We start from the raw sequence: 17,907 nt of genomic DNA, 5'->3' as shown, positions 1-17,907 counted from the left end.
CGTGACGCCCGGGTGCCGGTGGCGGACGCGCGGGCGCGAGCTCGTCGGGTCCGCGCGCCTGCGCCCGAGCGGGGGCCGGGTCGTCGTCCTCGTGCTGGGCCTCGGGCTCGCGGTGACCTCCGTCGTGGTGCTGCGCGGGGCGACCGCCGTCGCGGCGGCCGACGGCTGGACGGCGCGGCAGGACCCGTGCCTGTCCTCGCGCGGCTGCGCGCCCGTCGTCCTCGAGGCGGTCGTCGGGGTCGTGCTGGCGCTCGGGGCGCTCGCGCTGCTGCTCGGCTCCGTAGGCCTCGTGCTCCGGCAGCCGGTCCTCGTCCTGACGGAGGCCGGCGTCCGCGGGCGGCAGTCCCGCAGCGACCACGCGCGGACGGTGCCGTGGGAGGCCCTGGCCGGGGTCGCCCCGCTCGGACGCCGACGGCTCGTCCTCCAGGTCCTGGAGGACCCTCCGGCCGAGGTGGCGGTCCGGAGCGCCCGGTCCGCGTCCGACGCCGCCGTGCTGCGCGGCTTCCTGGGCGACCCGCACGCCCGCGCCGCGATCGGGACTCCCGTGGCGGAGCGCTCGGCCACCGTCTGGGCCGCGGGTGGTTCGTCGCCACGCAACCCCGACGAGACCTAGACCGTCGGCCCCTTGCCCGGGTTGCCGCGGTCGCGGCGGCGCAGGTACCGCTCGAACTCGCGCGCGATCGCCTCGCCGCTCGCCTCGGGCAGCTCCACGGTGTCCTTCGCCTCCTCGAGCTGCTGGACGTACTCCGCGATCTCGGCGTCCTCCGCGGCGAGCTCGTCGACGCCGTGCTGCCACGCCTCGGCGTCCTCGGGCAGGTCCCCGAGCGGGATGGGCTCCGAGAGGAGCTCCTCGACGCGGGCGAGGATCGCGAGCGTCGCCTTGGGCGACGGCGGGTGCGCCACGTAGTGGGGCACCGCCGCCCAGAGCGACACCGACTGCAGGCCCCGCTCGGCGGCGGCGTGCTGGAGCACCCCGACGATCCCCGTCGGCCCCTCGTACGTGCTCGGTTCGACGTCGAGCACCGCCTGGAGACCGACGCTCTCCGACGTCGCGGTCATGGGGATGGGGCGTGTGTGCGGGACGTCGGCGAGCAGCGCGCCGAGCGTGACGACCGTGCGCACGTCGTGCTCCTCCGCGATGTCGAGCAGCTCGCGGCAGTACCGGCGCCACCGCATCGACGGCTCGATGCCGTGCACGAGCACGACCCGGCGCCCGGTCGGTGACAGGACGGCGGACGCGATCGTCGTCGTCGGCCACGTGATCTCCCGGCGCCCGTCGTCGTCGGTCGTGACGACGGGGCGGTTCACCTGGAAGTCGTGGTACTCCTCCGGGTCGAGCTCGTCGACGTCCTCGGCCCCCCACACCTCGTGCAGGTGCTGGAGGGCGGCCGTGGCGGCGCTCCCCGCGTCGTTCCAGCCCTCGAACGCCGCGATCATCACGGTCTGCCGGGTGCCCTCGGTCGCGTTCTCGGTCATCGCCCCAGCCTATGCGGCGGGGCCCGACGACGGCGGAGCAGGTTCGCGCGTGGCGTAGTCGACGGCTGCGGTGCCTCGGAGCCGCGGCGCGCGCCCTGTGCGGTGCGCCGCCCGGTCCTTCCTCGGGACGAGCCTCGCTGCGGCGGGGTCCGACCCCGGTGGGACGTCGCCCCGCGAGGGACGGTCGAGGATCGACGGGTGCCCTTCACCCTCTCCCACCCTGCCGCGGTGCTGCCCCTCGTGCGGGCCCCCTTCGTCCCTGCCGCCCTCGTGGCGGGGGCCGTCGCTCCGGACGTCCCGTACTTCGTCCGCGTCCCTCGGTCCGCGAACGCCTGGTACGAGCCGTTCGTCAACGCGACGACGACGCACGAGCCGCTCGGCGCGCTCGCCGTGGCGGTGCCGACCGCCGCGGTGCTCCTCGCGCTCTGGTCCGTCGTGCGCGCCCCGCTCCGCGCTCTCGCCGTCGGGCACGAGCGTGGGGACGTCCGCAGGCTGCCCAGGAGCGGACCCTGGGGCGTCCGCGCGTGCTGGGTCGTCGTCTCGCTGGTGCTCGGTGTCGCGACGCACGTGGTGTGGGACGCGCTGACCGACGACGCCGGGTTCCTCGTCGAGCTCCTCGTGCCGTCGCGCGAGCCCGAGGCGACGGGGTGGGACGGCAGCCGTGTGCTGCAGCACGCGAGCACGGCGCTGGGACTCGGGGTGCTCGGGGTGTGGTCGTGGCGCCGGTTCGCCGCGTGGCGAGGTGACGGGGGTCGCCTGCGGCTCACCTCGGGCCGGGCGGCGGTCGTCGCCGGGATCGTCGCGCTCGTCGTCGGGGTCACGGTCGCGGCCGCCGTGCGCGCGGGGCAGGACGAGCTCGCCGGGGTCGAGGGAGTCCTCACCGCGGTCGCGAAGGCTGCGGGGTCCACGTTCGCCGCAGCGGTGCTCGTGTACGCCGTCGCGTGGTGGTGCTGGGCCGGTCGGCGGCGCTCGGCCACGATCATCGGCACGCAGCCGTGACGAGAGCCCGCGCCGGGCGTCCCGGCGTGACGCGAGGGTCCGGCGCGCACCGCGCGCCCGGGGCTGGGGCTGGGTCGATCAACAGGGACGGTCCTGTGCGCGGCATCCTGGCCGGGAGCGTGGTGCCCGGCGATCGTGGCGGGGGAGCGGCTAGGGTCGGATGCTGCACGACGTGTTGCACCGTTCGGTTGGGAGTATGTGATGGCCGCCCCTCATGGCGAGATGAACGCAGTTCACGGGACGTCTTCGAGCGTGGTGCTGCCTGACGCTGTCCTGTGGGACATGAAATCAGCGGACAGTCACTGAGGGGCGCAACTGGCGAAGTTACGCGCCTTTCGGCGCATTGAACTCGGCGATCAGAGTCCATTTGCGGGTCGAAGACGGCGATTTTGATGCATCGCGTGGTGCATCGCGTTCGTGGTCTGGATGCACCCAGACGCCTCCAGATGGACCTGGATGGCCCACGCGAGCCGCGCCACAAGCGAACACCAAGGTGCAGTCCACGCCGCGCGGACACCGCGACCACGTAGCGGTGCCTGACGGCACGGCTTGTAAAGCGGCCCGTGCGCGAGCGCCGCGAGACGCAGGTCCTCCAGTGTCGAGACGCCACGGGATGCGACCGGTGCGGCGTGGCCGTGCGGCCCATTGCCCATCACGCGCCTGCGCTTGACCCACGCAGCGGGCCTCTTTGCCGCCGATCCGCGTCGTGCCCGCCCCACCGATGTCCGCGCTGGCGATGGACGCGCGATAGACGCGCGCCCACCACCGACCCGACCGAGCACCGCGAGGGAGGGGGCGCTCTTAGGGCGCCGCCGGCGCCCAGCCGGTTCGGCTACCGCTGCTGCCGGCTCGCCTGGGGCTCGCGGGTTGGGCCGTTCGGCCTACCGACCCTGCTGGCGTGTAGGCGTCGGACGGTCGCGTCCTGCGGCTCGGGCCGCACCGGTAGGGTCGCCGGTCATGGAGCGTAAGCACTGGGTGATCGGCTCGCTCGTCGTGGTGATCGTCGCGGTCGCGGCGTACATCATGGGGTGGGTGTCGGGCCCGGACTCGCCGGCTCACGTGGTGCCGCGCAGCCACGAGGAGTGGACAGCGGCGGCTGCGTGGGTCGCGGTGTTCGTGGCTGTCGCCGCAGCGGTGTTCGCAGGGGTGCAGGCCCTCGAGGCGCGGCGCATCCGGATCGACCAGGCGCAGCCTCACGTCGTGGCCTACCTCGAGCAGGACCCCGACATCCCCTCGGCCGTCAACATCGTGATCGCGAACTTCGGTGCGACCGCGGCGCGCGACGTCGCCGTGACCGCGGACGGACCGATCCGTGGGACGCTCGGCCTGGGAGGTGGGCCTGGCGTGAAGGCGGTGCCGCTCCCGAAGGAGTTCAGCACCCTGGCGCCCGGTCAGAAGTGGCGCACGTTCTGGGACTGGGCCCCCGATCGATCCACGCATCCCGAGCTCGAGAACGAGAAGCGCGTCACCCTGACGTTTACCTACGGCGGAGTTGCGGGCTCGAAGCCGAGGGAGGAATCGACGCTCGACTGGTCGGTGATTGACGCGCGGACCTACGGGAGCAAGAAGACCATGCATCACGCCGCGATCGCACTCGAGGCGATCGCCGCTGGGCCTTCCAGCGCGCAAAGCGAGATGGGCGAGCACCAGCCCGCGGTGCCCGGTGTCACCGTGCCGGACTCTGCCGCTCGCGCGGGGCGTAGATGCCTGCGCGCGACGTGGCGGGGACTGATCGGTCGCTGAGCGTCGGCGCCGCAGAGCACGAGTCCCGGCCACCGTGAAAGGTGCCGGGGCGTCGGTGGCGATCAGGGCATGGAGCGCAGCAACGCCTCCAGCGCGGCTGGCCGCTGTGTGACGGAGACCGGCGTGTCGACTGGGACATGACGCCGAACTCCTCGGACCCGTTCAGCATCCGTCCGCCGCACCACACGGCCACTCCCTTGTGGGGGCGGAGCATGACCGCGACGGAGACGAGCTTGTGCTGGGGGTGTCGCTAGACTTCACCGGCAGGATCAGCGCCGGCACTCCGCAGCCCTGCCGCTGGAACCGGGTCTGGGCCAACACCGGGAACCGGTCAGCGGGGAGGCGGCGACCTGCTCCTGGAGGCGCTGATACACCGTGAGCAGGTCGGCCACCTCGGACAGGACACCATCCCGGCGACGTCCTCCTCGCCCTCGGCGTTGGGGGCGAGGCCTGGACGCTACGCAGCCGGTTGACCTGCGGGGTGTGCGCACCGGTGTGCGCGAGCAGGTCCGGGCCGCGGTCGAGCAGCTCGGCGGTGTCGGCCTCGCCCTCGGCCCACTCCTCGGAGTCCTGCAGCTCGAGCGAACCGGTGACGTACTCCTGGATGCGGGCGGCCACGAGCTCGTCGATCTCGGCGCTGATCGTCGAGGTGTCGCTGAGGTCGACGTCGGCCTCGGCGTGCGCGGTAGTGGCGAATTGCCCGCCGGTGCTGACGCCGGCCGGGGTGCGGGGCTGTCGGGTGCTCATGCCTCATGGATATGCGGGGGAACATGCCGTCACCCGGACGGGCGAAGCACCGCACGGGTGGGCCCCCGTGTCGCCCGTACGGTGCTGCTGCCGGTGTCAGCCGTGGCAAGGCGTCGAGCAGTCGGCGGTGGCGCGGCGACGTCGCCTGGCGGCTGGCCGGTACCGCTTCGGTGAGCAGGATGCCGCCAGCGCCGGCGAGGGTTCCGGTGACGAGGGTCAGGACGATGGAGAGGATGTGGTCGGTCATGATGGGAGCGTGGACGACCGGGACGGTTACCGTCTCGTCCTGCGACCCCGGGGCTGGCCGCGACCTCCGCTAGGGTCCGCACCATGAAGCCGAAGCACCTGATCATGACGGTCGCGCTCGTCATGATCGTAGCCGTCGCCTCGTTCGCGGCGGGGTACGCCGCGAGCCCGGCTTCGCCCGCTCACCTGCTGGCCCACACCGCGGAGGAGTGGGCAGCGTTGGCGGCGTGGGTGACGATCGCCGTCGCGGTGCTGGCGGCGCTGTTCGCGCTGGAGCAGGCGCGCGAGGCACGACGCATCCGAATCGAGCAGGCGCAGCCTCAGGTGGTCGCCTACCTCGAGCAGGACCCCGACATCCCGGAGGCCATCGAGATCGTCATCGCGAACTTCGGCACGACCGCGGTGCGGGACGTGAAGGTGACGACGAGCACCCCGTTGCGCTCCACCCCCGGGTACCGGCGTGGGGACGCTCCGGAGGCCCTGGCCATCCCAACACGGTTCGCCACCCTGGCTCCCGGTCAGCAGTGGCGCACCATCTGGGACTGGGGACCTCAGCGTGCCAAGCACGACCAGCTCGCCGAGGAGAACCAGGTGACGTTCACGTTCGACTACGTCGGCGTGGACGGCAAGCCGATCCGCTCGCAGTTCGATCTGGACTGGGCGGACATCCAGGGGAGGCTGTGGGCGAAGAAGAAGTCGCTCCACCACGTCGCTGCCGAGCTAGCGGGCATCAACACCACGATGCGCCGCAAGGCGTCGTCCACGCCGGTGTTCCCGCCCGGCGCCATCGCAGGCGTCACCCCGGTGGAGCGACCTCGGGTGCAGCAGTCGTTGCCGCGCATGTCCCGCAGGCTCCAACGCGGCTGACGGCCTGGGAAGCGCGAACGCCCCGACCCGGGCCGGAGCATTCGCGGTTGGCGGGCCTCAGGGTATCGAGTCGAGGACCGCGGCCAACGCCGCGGCGGCCGCGGCCGGTCGCTGCGAGGCGGCCCTGGTGGCGATCGCCGACCAGATGGGGCGCTCGCCCAGGCCGACGACCCGCTGACCTCCGGCCCACAGGTCGACGGTGCCGGCGGGAGTGCGGGCCGCGGTGACGTGCTGGCGACCGCCGGCGGCCGCGACGAACTCGGTGTGGGCCAGCATGACGGTCGGCGCCCCGGTCGGTTCGCGCTGGTACCGGGGCCGGACGAGCTGCTCGGAGCCTGCGAGCGGGGAGTGCAGCACGGCGTCCTGCAGCGCGAGGTGCGTCTCGAGCAGCCCCGTCACGTCGTCGACGAGCCCGGCAGGGTCGGGGTCACCTTCGAGGAAGCGCTCGCTGAACCGCTCCCGCCGGATCCGGGTGACGAGCTGGTCGTGGGCGCCGGTCTCCGCCAGAAGCGCCAGGCCCTGGTCGAGCAGGGAGGCGGTGTCGACGTCCCCGCCGTACCAGGCGTCGTTGCCCTGCAGCGTCCGGACCTCCTGGACGTACTCGCTCAGGTTCACTCCGAACTCCGCGCGGGCCAGGACGCCGCGTAGGTCCGCGGAGCCGTAGGACTCGGCGACGATGGAGGCCTCCCAAATGGCGGCCGCGATGCGGGCCTGGCGATCCGCGGGCGGCTCGACGCCGAGGGTGACGGCGGACTCGGCACGTGCCGACGCGACGAACTGGCCGCCGGCGGTCACACCGGCGGGCAGGCGCGCGGGGGTGTGGTTGCTCATGGCCGGTAGATGTGTTGCCCTGCCGCCGAGGTCAGCCGCCGAAGCCGGGTCCGGCTCGCGCCACGTTCCGTCGCTACTCACCCACGAACCGGCCGGCGCGACCGGGGGTTCGAGCACCAGCGTTAGCTCGGCGAGGTGTTCGTCCTGACCCTACGTGGCACTGTGCTCGAGGACGCGGACAGGTCGGCGACTACCTTCGGATCGTGCCCGGGCCCCCGTACGAGTGGGCCCCTCGCACCGCGCCCGAACGGGCCGTCGGCCGCGGTGACCAGCTCGACGTGGCTCGCCTGCTCTTCCAGCCGCAGCGCCTGGTGCGAAGCAGGAGGCGGGGGTATGCGTTGTACGCACCCATCGAGTCCCGGTGCTGACCGCGGTCGTCGTCGGCGCACGCCTGGGTGCCCTCCTCGAATGCGGCCGCCTTGGCTAGCAGCACGACCTTCTCAAACTGGTCGGTCAGCGCCTTCGCCTCCGGGCGGTCGACGTCGTGCGCGTCCAGGCCGTCCACGCTCGTGCCGGGTGCCGCGGCGTAAGCCGCGCAGCCCGAGCTCCTGCAGCCCGTCCTGGTCGATCGGGCAAACGGTCACGGGCGGGGCGGAGAGGCGAACGGGTCTGAACCGTCGAGGTTGTTCGTGTCGGTGCTCATCGCGTGCTCTAGGAGATGCCGGGGTTGGTGTGCGCACGGCTTAGTTCGCGCGAGGCGTCGGTGCGGGCGCGCTGCCGATGGGTTCCATCGCGGCGGGTGGCGATCGCGCCGCGCAGCTTTCTCGGCACCCGACTGGCCAGGCGTCATGGGCTTGGCGGCCAGCCAGTACGCCCCGATGCGGCTGCGCAGCGCTGGGGGGGTACCACGCGACCAGGAACAGCACCATGCCGACGAGGTGAGCAAGATGCCGATGGCGCAGACGGCCAGGACCCTCATCGCCGAGCTCCGGGTGACGTGGTCGTCGACGCGACGGCACCACACCACGGTGGCGTAGCCGAGCACGACCGGGACAGTCAGGGCGACGGCGATCGGATCCATGCTGCTGTGCGGCACGCCCTGGGTGTGGGATGGTTCGCTGCGTGGACGGACACGAAAAGCAGCAGGTGATAGCCGACGGTCTGAGCAGTCTAGCCATCGCCTCCCTCGAGTTGGGCGAGTCACCCGAGGCTGTCCGTGCGAAGCTGCTGGAGCAGTGGCACCGGCTGGGCGCGCCTGCCGGGGCTTTCGCCGCCGCGGCCGTCGCGGTCGGCAGCCTGCCGCTGCCGCCCCAGGAGTCCGCGTACGAGACCGAGCAGCGCCGGCACGTCCGCGAGCTGCTCGGTCTGACCAGCGCGGAGGACCAGATCGCTGCGGCGCTGGCCGCACGGGAGCTGCTGCAGGATCTCGCCCGCGAGGTGGGCTGAGCCCTTGTTAGCCGCGGCGTCAGCGTGCCGATCGTCTGCTGTGGCCTAGCTGCGATGTCCAGGGAGGTTGGTCTGCTGGCCTACCGGTGTGGCTGATTGCAGATCGAGTTGTGGGGTCCGTGGTGATTGTAGAAGTGGAGCCATCCGCGTAGCGCAGCGCGGCGTTCAGTCTCTGAGGCGCAGAAGCGTGCGTAGGGCCCGCCCGCCGACGAGCGTGCGGTGGAAGCATCCGATCTGGCCGTTGGTCTGCGGGCGGCAGGGTTGGGATCGCGGATTGCGGCGTCCGTCGGTGCCAGGCACTACGATTCCGAGCGAGTACGACGGCCACGGACAGCGTTGTCTCGTCGACGGGACGCGGCGGGCATTCGGGGAGCGCTTCGGGGTCGAAGGGCTGTCACGACTTTCAGAAGCGGGAGCAGGCGACTTGGCTGATGACGCTCTTCTCGGGACTGCGGGTCTACCCGCCCCTAGGACGCAACAAGAGGCACAGTTGCTCGAGTTGGTTCGGATTGCGGCAGCCGCTCAGAGAGCTCCGGAGCTTGGCGTCACCATGCGACCAGGGCCCGACGGACTGTACGTGCCCGAGGAGCTCCTCCAGGGCCCGGAGCCACTCGACATCGTCCAGGTGTATGCGACGGCCTCGGACATACTTGGTGAGGAACCAGGCGTGGCGTGGCTCCTGAACACGATCGAGCACACGTCCCTGTCGGACGTGCTCGAGTTCGCCACCACGTGGACAGCGAAGTCCGGCGCGACAGATGTGCGGTGGAGCGACGTGGATCGTGAGTTCGCCCAGACGTATCTGAGCGGCGAGTATCTTGACCGCGCGCTGGTGTTCCTGGCCAAGCCTCGCCGACGCCTTGTAGTTCCCCAGGCGCTTATGGTGCTGATCAAGATCGCGCTGTTCAGTTGCGGACGACAAGTGCGGACCCCGGAGCATGTCAGACTCTTGCCAGCGGCACTGTTCACCGTTGGGTCGGGACTGAACGGCGGAAAACAGCCCAGGCGCAGAGAGGACCTCATTGGTGAGTTCATCGCCAATCAGCACTTCAACAACAGCACCGACCCCGCCACGAGCATGGCGCTCTACGACGCACGATGGCACGACGGAAGATTCTCGGACGGGCAGTTGCCGCTGGCCCAGACCTACGCAGAGGTGATGGGTCATAACCTGAACGACCTGGCGCTGGTCGTGCTTGCGATCTGGGCTCGTGTAAACTTGGGAGGCAGTCCGTTCTTCCGGACCGACATGTTCTCAGGAGCCATCGATCCACAGGCCACCGAGCAGGTGCTGAGTCTTTTGTCTGCGACTCCCGAGCAGTTGCGGCAGCAGATCGACGAGGCAGAGATCGCCCCGTCGACCCCCTGGAACTCGGTCCCATGGACGTTCTCGGCTTTCGAACGCTTCCCGTTGATTCAGCATGACGATAGTTGGTTCGTCGTCTCGCCAAAGTTCTTGCTCGACCGTCTCGTGACATGGCTGCCGGTCTTCGACGTCAAGGCAGCGATCGAGGCCCAGGGCTCGGCATCCGATGCGGCACGGTTCGACACGCGTTTCCGCACGACGACCGAGCGCTACGTGCAGGATATCGTCGCGAGGACATACGAGCTCCTGCCAGGCCGCGTCTACACCGAGGTCGAGCTCAGGGCCGAACTCGGTAGAAACCACAAAGTCGCGGACATCGCCATCGACTACGGACATGCCTGGGTCGTAGCAGATGTCTCGACCAGGCGCCTGATGCGCGAAGCTGCCCACGGTGGGGCGGGCGTGACTCTCGACCACGAGATTGACGCGCTCTGCAAGAAGTTCGAGCAGATCCACTCGACCATCAGGCGGATCCGCGAAGCGCGGTTCCAAGTGCGGCCAAGCCGTGGCGAAAGCGAGCCGGCGCGGTTCTATCCGGTTCTGATTCTCACGGAGGGTTACCCCGTCAACCCGTTCGTTCTTGACCGGTTACGCGAGGTGCTCGCAGCGAAGAACATTCTATGCGGGCGGGACACGGCCGCTCCCGAAGTGATCGACCTTGCAGACCTTGAGGCGGTCGAGTCGCTCGCCACGAGCGGTGGTCCCACGCTGATCGACGTAATTCGGTCCAAGCAGAACGGCCCGCTACGCAACATGGACATGACGAGTCACATCCGGAACGCCCTGGGCTTGAGCCCGACACGCCCTGAAAGGGTAAAACAGGCGCAGGACCGCGTCTTCGGGCGTGTGGTCGCCGCTCTACCCCCGCAGGACGCGAGCATCGAGACCCCTACAGCGGACTAGTCCTCGAATCGTACGGGCTCTCCTTTACTTGTCAGAAACTTCCACAACGCTCCTGCCGGGGAAGTCGTGAATCGGCCTGAGACTCGTTCCTTGTTACGAAGCGCCCTCCGCGCACGAGGTGACCGGTGGCGGGCGAACTCGAGATCGTGGGCAGTCCTACTTTTGCCGTGGTCTAGTCCCGAGCCACTAGCGAGGGTCCTCCTGCGCATCTGGCGGGATCCTGCCTGGGGCGGGTCCCAACCATGGCTCGATGTCGGTCACCACTGTTGTCATGCGAGTTGTGGTGGACCTGGGCGTGAGGCCGTTGAGAATCATGATCATGGGGTCACCGACTGCCACCAGCCCGATCGTCCCAGCGAGGTTGGCTGGTGCTCCGTCGGCGCGGAGCGCGGCCAATGCCCATGGCTCGTCGTCGGGTGGTAGCTGTACGCCGAGGAACACCGTGCGTCCGAAGTGGTTGCCGTCTGCGTCAGGGACCTCCAGGTAGTCGACCTCTCGATCCACGGGCATCACGCGGGTGACGGTGGGTGGAGTGGCCGTCGTATCGATCAGGTGCTGCGCGCCGCTCGCGGTCGACACCAGCACACGCGGGAACCGGAACCGGTCCCGCTCGAGGTCCCATCTAGCCAGGCCGGTCATCAGCGGGCTTCGCTCGCGTCGGCCGGCCCACGGTCGGCCCGGTGCGCGCTTCGGCTCCATTCGGGCAGGTCCACGAGTTCTCCTTCGAGGTCGGTCAGGTCGAGGACGACGGAGTTGAAGCGGCGGTTCTCCTCCGGCAGGACCTCGTACCGGGTCGTGACGCCGTCGTCCCAGGTGCGGGTGTGGGCGACGCGCTGGTGCCAGTGCCCGGACAGCACGAGTTGCGGGCGGACGGTCTCCACGGCGCAGTCAAGCAGCTCGCGGCCCTGGTGCGCCGAGGTGGCAACCTCGGACGGGACTGTGAGCTGAGATTCGACCGGAACCGATGCGGGGACCTCGTGCGTGATCAGGATGTCCAAGGGATCGCTACCGAGCGCCTCGATGTCGCTGTCGAGGATGCGCTCCTGGGGCCACCAGGTGCGCCCGGGCTGGCGGTGCGGTCCGACGTCGACGCTCACCGCGCCACCGAGGGAGCCGACCGCGCGCCCACCGATGGTTAGGCGGTGGCCCCGGGGGAGTGCGCGCAGCTGCGAACCGAGGTAGATCGCGCCCGACGTGTCGCGCGGTGCAGCGTCGATCCGGTCGTAGTTCTCGTGGTTGCCGGGCGTCACGAACAACCACACCCCGAGCCGGGTCAGCCAGCGGTCGATGGCCTTGGTGAACGACTTGCGTTCCCCCGGCCATGGGCCGATGCCGAAGTCCCCGACACTGAGGATCACGGTGACGCCAGTTCGGGCCGCAGCCTGGAGCGCGGTGATGACTGCCATCGCGTCCCCGTGCACGTCACCGAGCACCACGACCCGAGTCGCCGCAGCAAGTAGCTCATCAGGGGCGGCCAGTTTGCTCATATGTCAACCTTCACACGGGTACCCGCAGAAGTGGCTCAGGCGCTGCCTGCAGCCCGTAAGCAACCGGCGAGGTGTCCGTCGATCTTGGGGCTGTCCCGGCGGTGCGCAACATTGGCGACCTCTCCTGGAAAGTCCCGACAGTCTGCGCTTACCGCCGGGTGCCGCCTCGACCGTCGGGCCTTTGCTGCTTCCCAGAGGCGCCGTGTCGTTCATCCAGGCCTGGGTGATCGACCTGGCGTGCGGCGTAGGGGAGCTTTAGAAGGAGGGTGAATCAGCGATGAGGAGCAGCGTCCCACCTCTTCACCCAGAGAAGATGCGCGCCGGTGCGCCCCTGTGACACGGGGCGGTGCGGTTCAGACCGCCACGCCGGCACGGATAGGACTGATCGCCTCGAGGTCCTCGTCGCGCTGGTGGTCGCGTGCTCGCGCCCCTCGCCGCGTTCGACGTCAAGGCGCTCGCGGGCCGCGATGTCCGGTCGCGGTCGTTCGACGAGCGGCGGGCGCTCCTGGTCGAGATCGCGGCGTCATGGCGGCCACCGCTCAACCTGAGCCCGGTGACGGCCGACGTCGACGAGGCCGCCGGGTTTTCGAGTCGTACGCCCCGGTCGGGGTCGACGGGTTGGTCGTCAAGGCGGCGCACAGCCCTGTCGGGCGAAGCGGATCTGGTTGAAGGGCAAGCACCGCTCCACCATCGACGCCGTGTGCGCCGCGGTTACCCGGACCCAGCCCCAGGAGATCGTCGCGGGCCTGCAATCGAGGGAGATCTGCGCATCGGGCGCTAACCCGCCCGGTCGAATGGCGTCATCCACGCGGCACGCGCACGCACGCGCGGCAACATCGACGGGCCCGTGCTCGACTTGGGAGACGCGCCCTTGTCCCTCTGGTAACTCCGAGTTAGGACACACGCCCGCACTCTGCACCACCATGATCAAGGCACTAGGGAGACACGCCCTAGCCCGCGCCGCTACTCCTGGCTCGCCGCGGATGCGCAGCGCGCGGTCGCGTGGGGGCCGCCAACGTATCGCTCGAGCGCCTCACCAAGGAGGCTGCAGAAGCCGACGAGGTGCACCTGGCGAAACAGGTCGCTTCGTGAAGCGCCGCCGCCCCGACGCACGCCGGCGACTCGCCTGGTGCATGACCTGCACGGTCGGTGCCCTGACTCTCAACCACCCGCGCGCGCTCACCCCCGGCGAGCCCTTGCGCACCGGCGGCGGGCTGTTCACCCAAGCCCTGTGCGGTCGCGACCTCGCCGGGGGCTGGGACCTCTCCATCGCCGACCCGCACCACGAGACCGACCGACTCGAGCGACAACCGGGTTCCACCCGGGTCTGCATCGCCTGCGCACACGCCGTGCTGCGCCCCAGGACCGAATAGCCCCGTGCCACGACTCGAAACTGACGCCACCAGCGAACAGCGCAACAGCAACCGTTGCGCCTCTGACATCGACGGCTGTACCGTTCAAGGGCTGATCGCTCATCCCTGGATCGCGGCCTGGCGCCGCGACAGCCTCAAGGGCTCCGCCGTTCTCGCCATCCCCGCGGATGGGCCTGAGCGAGGAGTGGGAAGGCTGTGAAGCGCGCTTCGAGCCGTAGACGCGCCGCATCCCGATGATGAGGCACAGGAGCTCCCCGTCACTCGACGGTCCACTACGGCCCTTCCATATTTGGGAGGGCCTCTGCTGTGCAGAGCCCTCCCCCAGCACGAAGGGCTTCACGCACCCCATGACCACTCCTGCGTTCACCTTCGCCGGCGCCCCTGCTGAGGACGAGCCCACGACCGACACCACGCGCCCCGCGCTCGCGGACGGTGAGCTGATCGCCGTACTCGGGGATCAAGAGATTTCGACCCGCCTGCGACCCGAGCCGTCGACAGAGAAGGTCTCCCGGCCAGGTCAGGCGATCGCCAAGGCGCTCGAGGCAGCGACGAGGACCGTCGAGTTCACTCCGCCCCGCGAGGCGGCCCAGGCCGTCGCTCGCACCACCGACAACCCGGCGCTGGCCGCCGCGCAGATCCAGGGCGCCTTCCGCGTCGTTACACCTGAGGGGGAGTTGCTTTCCGCGCACTACGAGGCGTCGACACCGATGCTCCTGCCCGGCCCCCAGCCGCGAGGGATGTCCGGCACGCGCGCGACGGACCCGCTGTGGCCCGCGCCGACAGTCCAGGACGGCATCCCGCGGTACCCCTTCGCGTCACCGACGGAGAGCCGCAAGGTCCTGGTGAACTCCGTCGAGCGGACGATGCGAGACCTGCAGACCCGCAACCGGCCCGCTGAGATCCTGGCGACGGGCGTCCGCCAGGAGCTCTCCACGCACCTTGCCGTCTTCACCTTCGACGACGGCGCCCCGGACCAGTGGGTCATCCTGATCCGCGACGGCATCACCCGCTGGACTGCATCCATGATGCTCGCCCTCGAGCTCGCCGGGCGCCGAGACCTGAAGCCTCTCGACGTCGCCACGCAGATCATCGACGCGGTCCTGCCTCTGTCCCGCACCGCCCGCCCCGTTCGCGATGACGCGTTCGCGGTTGCGCAGCACGCGCTGCGTACCCAGTGGCTGCGCGAGTACACGGCCGACCAGCTTCCCGCCCGCGGCAAGGTTGCGCCGAGCCTGGGACAGCGCGCGATCCACCTCCGTCAGTCGATCGTCGTGCCCACACGGCTCTACCTGCCCACGAGCGACGACGGCGAGATGATCGGTGCCATCGACCGCATGGTCCAGGACAGCCACACCGGTCAGCAGGGCTGGGCCGGGACGGACCAGTCCTTCAAGCAGGCGCTCGACATCATCCACTCGATGCACCGCCAGACCGAGTTGACGGAGTCTGAGCTGAGCCTCCTCCTCGACGTCGACCCCCACCAGAACTCCCTGGACCGTGCGGCCCGCATCGCCCGACTCCTGCTCAACGAGAAGTACGAGGAGTTCAAGGCAGAGATCCGTCGCCAGGGCACCTACAGCGCGGTGCACCTGCACCACGCCGTCGAGCTCTTGGCCGCGGTGATCTCCCGTCCGTGGGCGCACGCCAAGCCCATCGGATCGGCATGGGGGTACCGAGGACTTCTCGAGCCGGACTTCCAGTACGCCACCCTCACCCTTGCCTCCCCACGCTCGTACCTCGAGCTCGTTCCTGCCGCCATCGCCGGTGACGAGGACGCGATTCGCGAGCTGCGTCTGGTCGGCACCATCGCGCTCGTCGCCAACGGCGTAATCACCACCACGGTGGTGGGCGGCTCCGGCGGAGCCAAGAAGCCCACGAGGCGCCTGCCTCTTCGCGACGTGTTCGGTGGGCTCGCTGCCACGCACGAGGGACTGACCCAGCTGGCGCTAGCCGCAGACTGGTTCCACGACGAGACGAGGCCCGAGGACGACCCGACACCGGGTGTGGACCTCGCCGCCCCCGGCAGCGCCGCGCTCGACCCCAACGGGCACGTGCCCGGCGGTGGCGTCACCTCGCCAGAGCTCGTCGACCTGGCGGCCGCCGGTCTCCAGCAGGGCGGCGGTGAAGGCGACGACGGTGCCGATGACGACCGTGACCCTGTTACGAAGGCGGTCGCCGAGCTCCTTACCGACGTCGAGGACCTACAGCAGAGCATGCGCACCTCCAGCGAGCTTGTGAGGGCAATCCTCGACGCCCGGAGCCGCGCCGAGATGGAGGGCCGCGACATCCTGAGCCAGGCGGCGTGGACTGAACTCTCTGACCACTTCCGCGTAATCCAGGAGAGCATCTTCACGTTCAAGCCGAAGGCTCCTGCCGCATGAGCGCGGGCGCGACACGCACTCAGCTGGAGGCAACCGCCGCCGACTGGGCTTCCTGGCTTGCCTCCAACGGGCTCACGGACCCCGGGGCCATGACGGCCTACCCAACCGACGAGCTCCTCGCGGGGCTCGGGGCTGATCTCGCTGGCCATCGCGTGTACTGCGGCATCGGTCACGACGGGGTCGCCGACTACGTCGGGCAGACCCGACGCCCGCTGCGCGAGCGCATCGCCGGCCACGTGCGGAACGGCAACGCCGCGCTGTGGTCTTGGATCGTCAGCGTCAGCGTCGTCGGGCTGTCCGCCGTACAGGTAGACGCGCTCGAGCGGTCCGCGCACCTGTGGATGATCCCACCGAGCCGCCGGCAGGGACGCAAGACACCCGCAGCACGGTGACGAGCGAGGGTGCCGGCCTCAACTAGGCCCCGGCACCTTCGCCCGTCATCACCGGCGTTGTCCCGCGACAGAGGAGAACTCTAGCGCCGCGGCGTCACACGCGGGCATCACCCCACACCTTCCAGGGATGGGAGCGACACCTGAAGAAGGTGCACCGATGAACCTCAGAGCGACCACGGCCGAGCAGTCGTCCCCGCGGACCGAGGACGCACGTCACCGCGCCACTGGCCGCATGGGTCTGATAGCGCCAAGGACGGCGACCGGCCCGGCGCCAACGCCCAGCAGATCGGCGACGGCCAGTGGCAGTGCGGAGATCCTGCCACCCTGCTCGCGGTGTGGGAGTGCACAAGTTGTGTCCACCAGCACAGCGCCGTGCTCTGCGACGTCTGCGCGCACCGCGTCGGGTTGCCCGGTATGCGTGCCGAGCAGTGCTTCAGGCCCGCCGAGGTGAGCGTCTGATGGCCACCGGAACCACCGCTGCTGTGGTTGTCATGGGCAAGGAACCTGCGTCCAGTGCGACGCGACCTACTGGGCCTGGACAAGAATGGCATTGAGTACCGCGTTGTCGACGTCACCCAGGGCGCCGCGGCCCTCGAGCGCGAGCTCGGCTACCCGCAGGTGCTGGTAGTCGTCGCCGGCGACGACCACTGGTCGGGCTTCCGGCCCAACCGGGTCAACGCGCTCATCAACTGAGCAGTATTCGATCCTGGTGCAATCGCTGAGTAGGGCGGACTCGTTCACGGCGGCCCGTAGTCCGGCGGCCATGGAGCACGGTCAGGCGTGCGGACCTGCCGACGTGTGGGTGGCATCGGGCAGCATTGGTGCATGCCGCTTCGTACGCCAAAGTTCCTCGACGCCGAGACCCTGTTCGCCCTTGCTGAGTACGCCGATGTGGACGTGCCGTTGCAGCAGGAGATCACCGAGCGCACGGTGAAGAACCGCAAGGGTGGTGGCAAGTTCGGGGTCGGCAAGAGTGAGGTCGGTGGTGAGCGCGGTACGGAGGTAGAGGTTCAGACGAGCTACACGTTGGCCCCGAACCAGAAGGCTGCGGTGAGCAAGGTGCTCGACAGGCTCATCGCCGAGGAGCACGTGGTGTCTGCGAGCAACGACACGACGCTGCACAAGGATGTCCCCCTGGTGCTCGAAGGAACAGCGCATCTGACGACGGCCTCGGTCGCTGGCAAGCTGCTGCACGTGGTGCTCCAGGCAATCCGTTCTGCGGAGACCTCGTTGGACGATCTGAAGTCGGGACAGATGCCCGCAGGTGTGGAAGAAGCGCTCAAGGGCGTCTACCTAGGCAACCAGCTCGTACCCGTACCGACACTCTTCGAGGTCCAGGGAACCGGGCTGCAGCCCCGCGTCTTGCTAAGCGTCCGTCCTGGTCACTTCGTCGATGCTGCCGCACCTGACCATCTGGAGGGTGAGATCGGGCTCGTTGGCACGGTCGAAGCACTCGTAGCTGACGATGACTACCTCAACGCCGAGAAGTGGCTTCTGCACGGGTGGGAGTGGATGGTCAAGCGCACTCTCATGACCACGATGGATGACATGGTCGCGGGCCTGTCGAAGGCTCTGGACGTCGACCTGCCAGCCGACGACATCCAGGCCTACATCCCGGGCCCTGCGGTGGTGATCGACGCCATCGCGGTCTACTGACTGTGGTGGTCGACCTTGCGGCGGACGACGGGCAACCGCTAAGGCGGGTGTCGG

The 17,907-nt window shown here is 69.7% G+C and carries 13 protein-coding genes and 2 pseudogenes; 10 read left to right on the top strand and 5 right to left on the bottom strand.

Going from position 1 to position 17,907, the window contains the following annotated elements; translation table 11 throughout:
• The first annotated feature begins 1 nt into the window (after position 1).
• Positions 2 to 613 carry a hypothetical protein gene (locus JOE63_RS13135; RefSeq protein WP_204541973.1) on the top strand — a complete coding sequence of 204 codons (612 nt, stop codon included), beginning with the start codon at positions 2 to 4 and terminating at the stop codon, positions 611 to 613.
• Here the strand turns inward: JOE63_RS13135 and JOE63_RS13130 are convergent.
• A complete protein-coding gene (locus tag JOE63_RS13130) occupies positions 610 to 1,476 on the bottom strand; it encodes a PAC2 family protein (RefSeq protein ID WP_087472196.1) in 867 nt (288 codons plus the stop codon). The genes JOE63_RS13135 and JOE63_RS13130 overlap by 4 nt on opposite strands.
• Positions 1,477 to 1,674: 198 nt before the next feature.
• Here JOE63_RS13130 and JOE63_RS13125 point away from each other — a divergent pair, with 198 nt between their 5' ends.
• The 3 genes from JOE63_RS13125 (at position 1,675) to JOE63_RS13115 (ending at position 6,078) form a co-directional block, all read left to right on the top strand.
• Complete coding sequence (locus tag JOE63_RS13125) at positions 1,675 to 2,475, top strand: DUF4184 family protein (RefSeq protein WP_204541970.1); 801 nt, start codon at positions 1,675 to 1,677, stop codon at positions 2,473 to 2,475.
• 957 nt (positions 2,476 to 3,432) lie between these two features.
• Complete coding sequence (locus JOE63_RS13120; RefSeq protein ID WP_204541967.1) at positions 3,433 to 4,218, top strand: hypothetical protein; 786 nt, start codon at positions 3,433 to 3,435, stop codon at positions 4,216 to 4,218.
• A 1,098-nt stretch (positions 4,219 to 5,316) separates the two neighbouring features.
• On the top strand, positions 5,317 to 6,078 hold the full coding sequence (locus tag JOE63_RS13115) for a hypothetical protein (RefSeq protein ID WP_204541964.1): 762 nt from the start codon (positions 5,317 to 5,319) through the stop codon (positions 6,076 to 6,078).
• A gap of 57 nt (positions 6,079 to 6,135) precedes the next feature.
• Here JOE63_RS13115 and JOE63_RS13110 read toward each other — a convergent pair whose 3' ends face one another.
• On the bottom strand, positions 6,136 to 6,909 hold the full coding sequence (locus tag JOE63_RS13110; protein ID WP_204541961.1) for a hypothetical protein: 774 nt from the start codon (positions 6,907 to 6,909) through the stop codon (positions 6,136 to 6,138).
• Positions 6,910 to 7,971: 1,062 nt separating this feature from the next.
• On the opposite strand from JOE63_RS13110, the gene JOE63_RS13105 reads away from it, so the two are divergent.
• Positions 7,972 to 8,295, top strand: a complete 324-nt coding sequence (locus tag JOE63_RS13105) for a hypothetical protein (protein ID WP_204541958.1) — start codon at positions 7,972 to 7,974, stop codon at positions 8,293 to 8,295.
• An 80-nt stretch (positions 8,296 to 8,375) separates the two neighbouring features.
• On the opposite strand, the pseudogene JOE63_RS21050 reads toward JOE63_RS13105, so the two are convergent.
• Positions 8,376 to 8,580, bottom strand: a pseudogene (locus JOE63_RS21050) (integrase core domain-containing protein); the annotation flags it as partial.
• Between the two features lie 382 nt (positions 8,581 to 8,962).
• Here JOE63_RS21050 and JOE63_RS13100 point away from each other — a divergent pair.
• Positions 8,963 to 10,564, top strand: a complete 1,602-nt coding sequence (locus JOE63_RS13100) for a hypothetical protein (RefSeq protein WP_204541955.1) — start codon at positions 8,963 to 8,965, stop codon at positions 10,562 to 10,564.
• 186 nt (positions 10,565 to 10,750) lie between these two features.
• Here the strand turns inward: JOE63_RS13100 and JOE63_RS13095 are convergent, their stop codons facing one another.
• Complete coding sequence (locus JOE63_RS13095) at positions 10,751 to 11,203, bottom strand: hypothetical protein (RefSeq protein WP_204541952.1); 453 nt, start codon at positions 11,201 to 11,203, stop codon at positions 10,751 to 10,753.
• A complete protein-coding gene (locus JOE63_RS13090) occupies positions 11,203 to 12,051 on the bottom strand; it encodes a metallophosphoesterase family protein (RefSeq protein WP_204541949.1) in 849 nt (282 codons plus the stop codon). Before JOE63_RS13090 ends, JOE63_RS13095 begins: the two co-directional genes overlap by 1 nt.
• Before the next feature lie 1,720 nt (positions 12,052 to 13,771).
• Between JOE63_RS13090 and JOE63_RS13085 the strand changes: the two genes are divergently transcribed.
• The 4 genes and pseudogenes from JOE63_RS13085 to JOE63_RS13070 all read left to right on the top strand — a co-directional run bounded on the left by JOE63_RS13085 (position 13,772) and on the right by JOE63_RS13070 (position 17,853).
• The gene (locus JOE63_RS13085; protein ID WP_204541945.1) at positions 13,772 to 15,805 is read left to right on the top strand and encodes a hypothetical protein; all 2,034 of its coding nucleotides are present in this window, start codon (positions 13,772 to 13,774) and stop codon (positions 15,803 to 15,805) included.
• Positions 15,802 to 16,197: a hypothetical protein gene (locus JOE63_RS13080; protein WP_204541942.1), complete on the top strand. Its 396-nt coding sequence runs from the start codon at positions 15,802 to 15,804 to the stop codon at positions 16,195 to 16,197. The genes JOE63_RS13085 and JOE63_RS13080 overlap by 4 nt, the downstream gene beginning before the upstream one ends.
• Positions 16,198 to 16,699: 502 nt before the next feature.
• A pseudogene (locus JOE63_RS13075) lies at positions 16,700 to 16,890 on the top strand (glutaredoxin domain-containing protein); the annotation flags it as partial.
• Between the two features lie 132 nt (positions 16,891 to 17,022).
• Positions 17,023 to 17,853 carry a hypothetical protein gene (locus JOE63_RS13070; protein ID WP_204541939.1) on the top strand — a complete coding sequence of 277 codons (831 nt, stop codon included), beginning with the start codon at positions 17,023 to 17,025 and terminating at the stop codon, positions 17,851 to 17,853.
• Positions 17,854 to 17,907: the final 54 nt, after the last annotated feature.

This window comes from Cellulosimicrobium cellulans, assembly GCF_016907755.1.
Taxonomy (GTDB): domain Bacteria; phylum Actinomycetota; class Actinomycetes; order Actinomycetales; family Cellulomonadaceae; genus Cellulosimicrobium; species Cellulosimicrobium cellulans_D.
This window is presented reverse-complemented; position numbering and strand designations above follow the sequence as displayed.

Excerpts from the sequence above, each read along its gene's own strand:
- JOE63_RS13130 (WP_087472196.1), bottom strand. The coding sequence starts at position 1,476 with ATGACCGAGAACGCGACCGAGGGCACCCGGCAGACCGTGATGATCGCG.
- JOE63_RS13120 (WP_204541967.1), top strand. The coding sequence starts at position 3,433 with ATGGAGCGTAAGCACTGGGTGATCGGCTCGCTCGTCGTGGTGATCGTC.
- JOE63_RS13115 (WP_204541964.1), top strand. The coding sequence starts at position 5,317 with ATGACGGTCGCGCTCGTCATGATCGTAGCCGTCGCCTCGTTCGCGGCG.
- JOE63_RS13110 (WP_204541961.1), bottom strand. The coding sequence starts at position 6,909 with ATGAGCAACCACACCCCCGCGCGCCTGCCCGCCGGTGTGACCGCCGGC.
- JOE63_RS13095 (WP_204541952.1), bottom strand. The coding sequence starts at position 11,203 with ATGACCGGCCTGGCTAGATGGGACCTCGAGCGGGACCGGTTCCGGTTC.
- JOE63_RS13090 (WP_204541949.1), bottom strand. The coding sequence starts at position 12,051 with ATGAGCAAACTGGCCGCCCCTGATGAGCTACTTGCTGCGGCGACTCGG.
- JOE63_RS13085 (WP_204541945.1), top strand. The coding sequence starts at position 13,772 with ATGACCACTCCTGCGTTCACCTTCGCCGGCGCCCCTGCTGAGGACGAG.
- JOE63_RS13080 (WP_204541942.1), top strand. The coding sequence starts at position 15,802 with ATGAGCGCGGGCGCGACACGCACTCAGCTGGAGGCAACCGCCGCCGAC.
- JOE63_RS13070 (WP_204541939.1), top strand. The coding sequence starts at position 17,023 with ATGCCGCTTCGTACGCCAAAGTTCCTCGACGCCGAGACCCTGTTCGCC.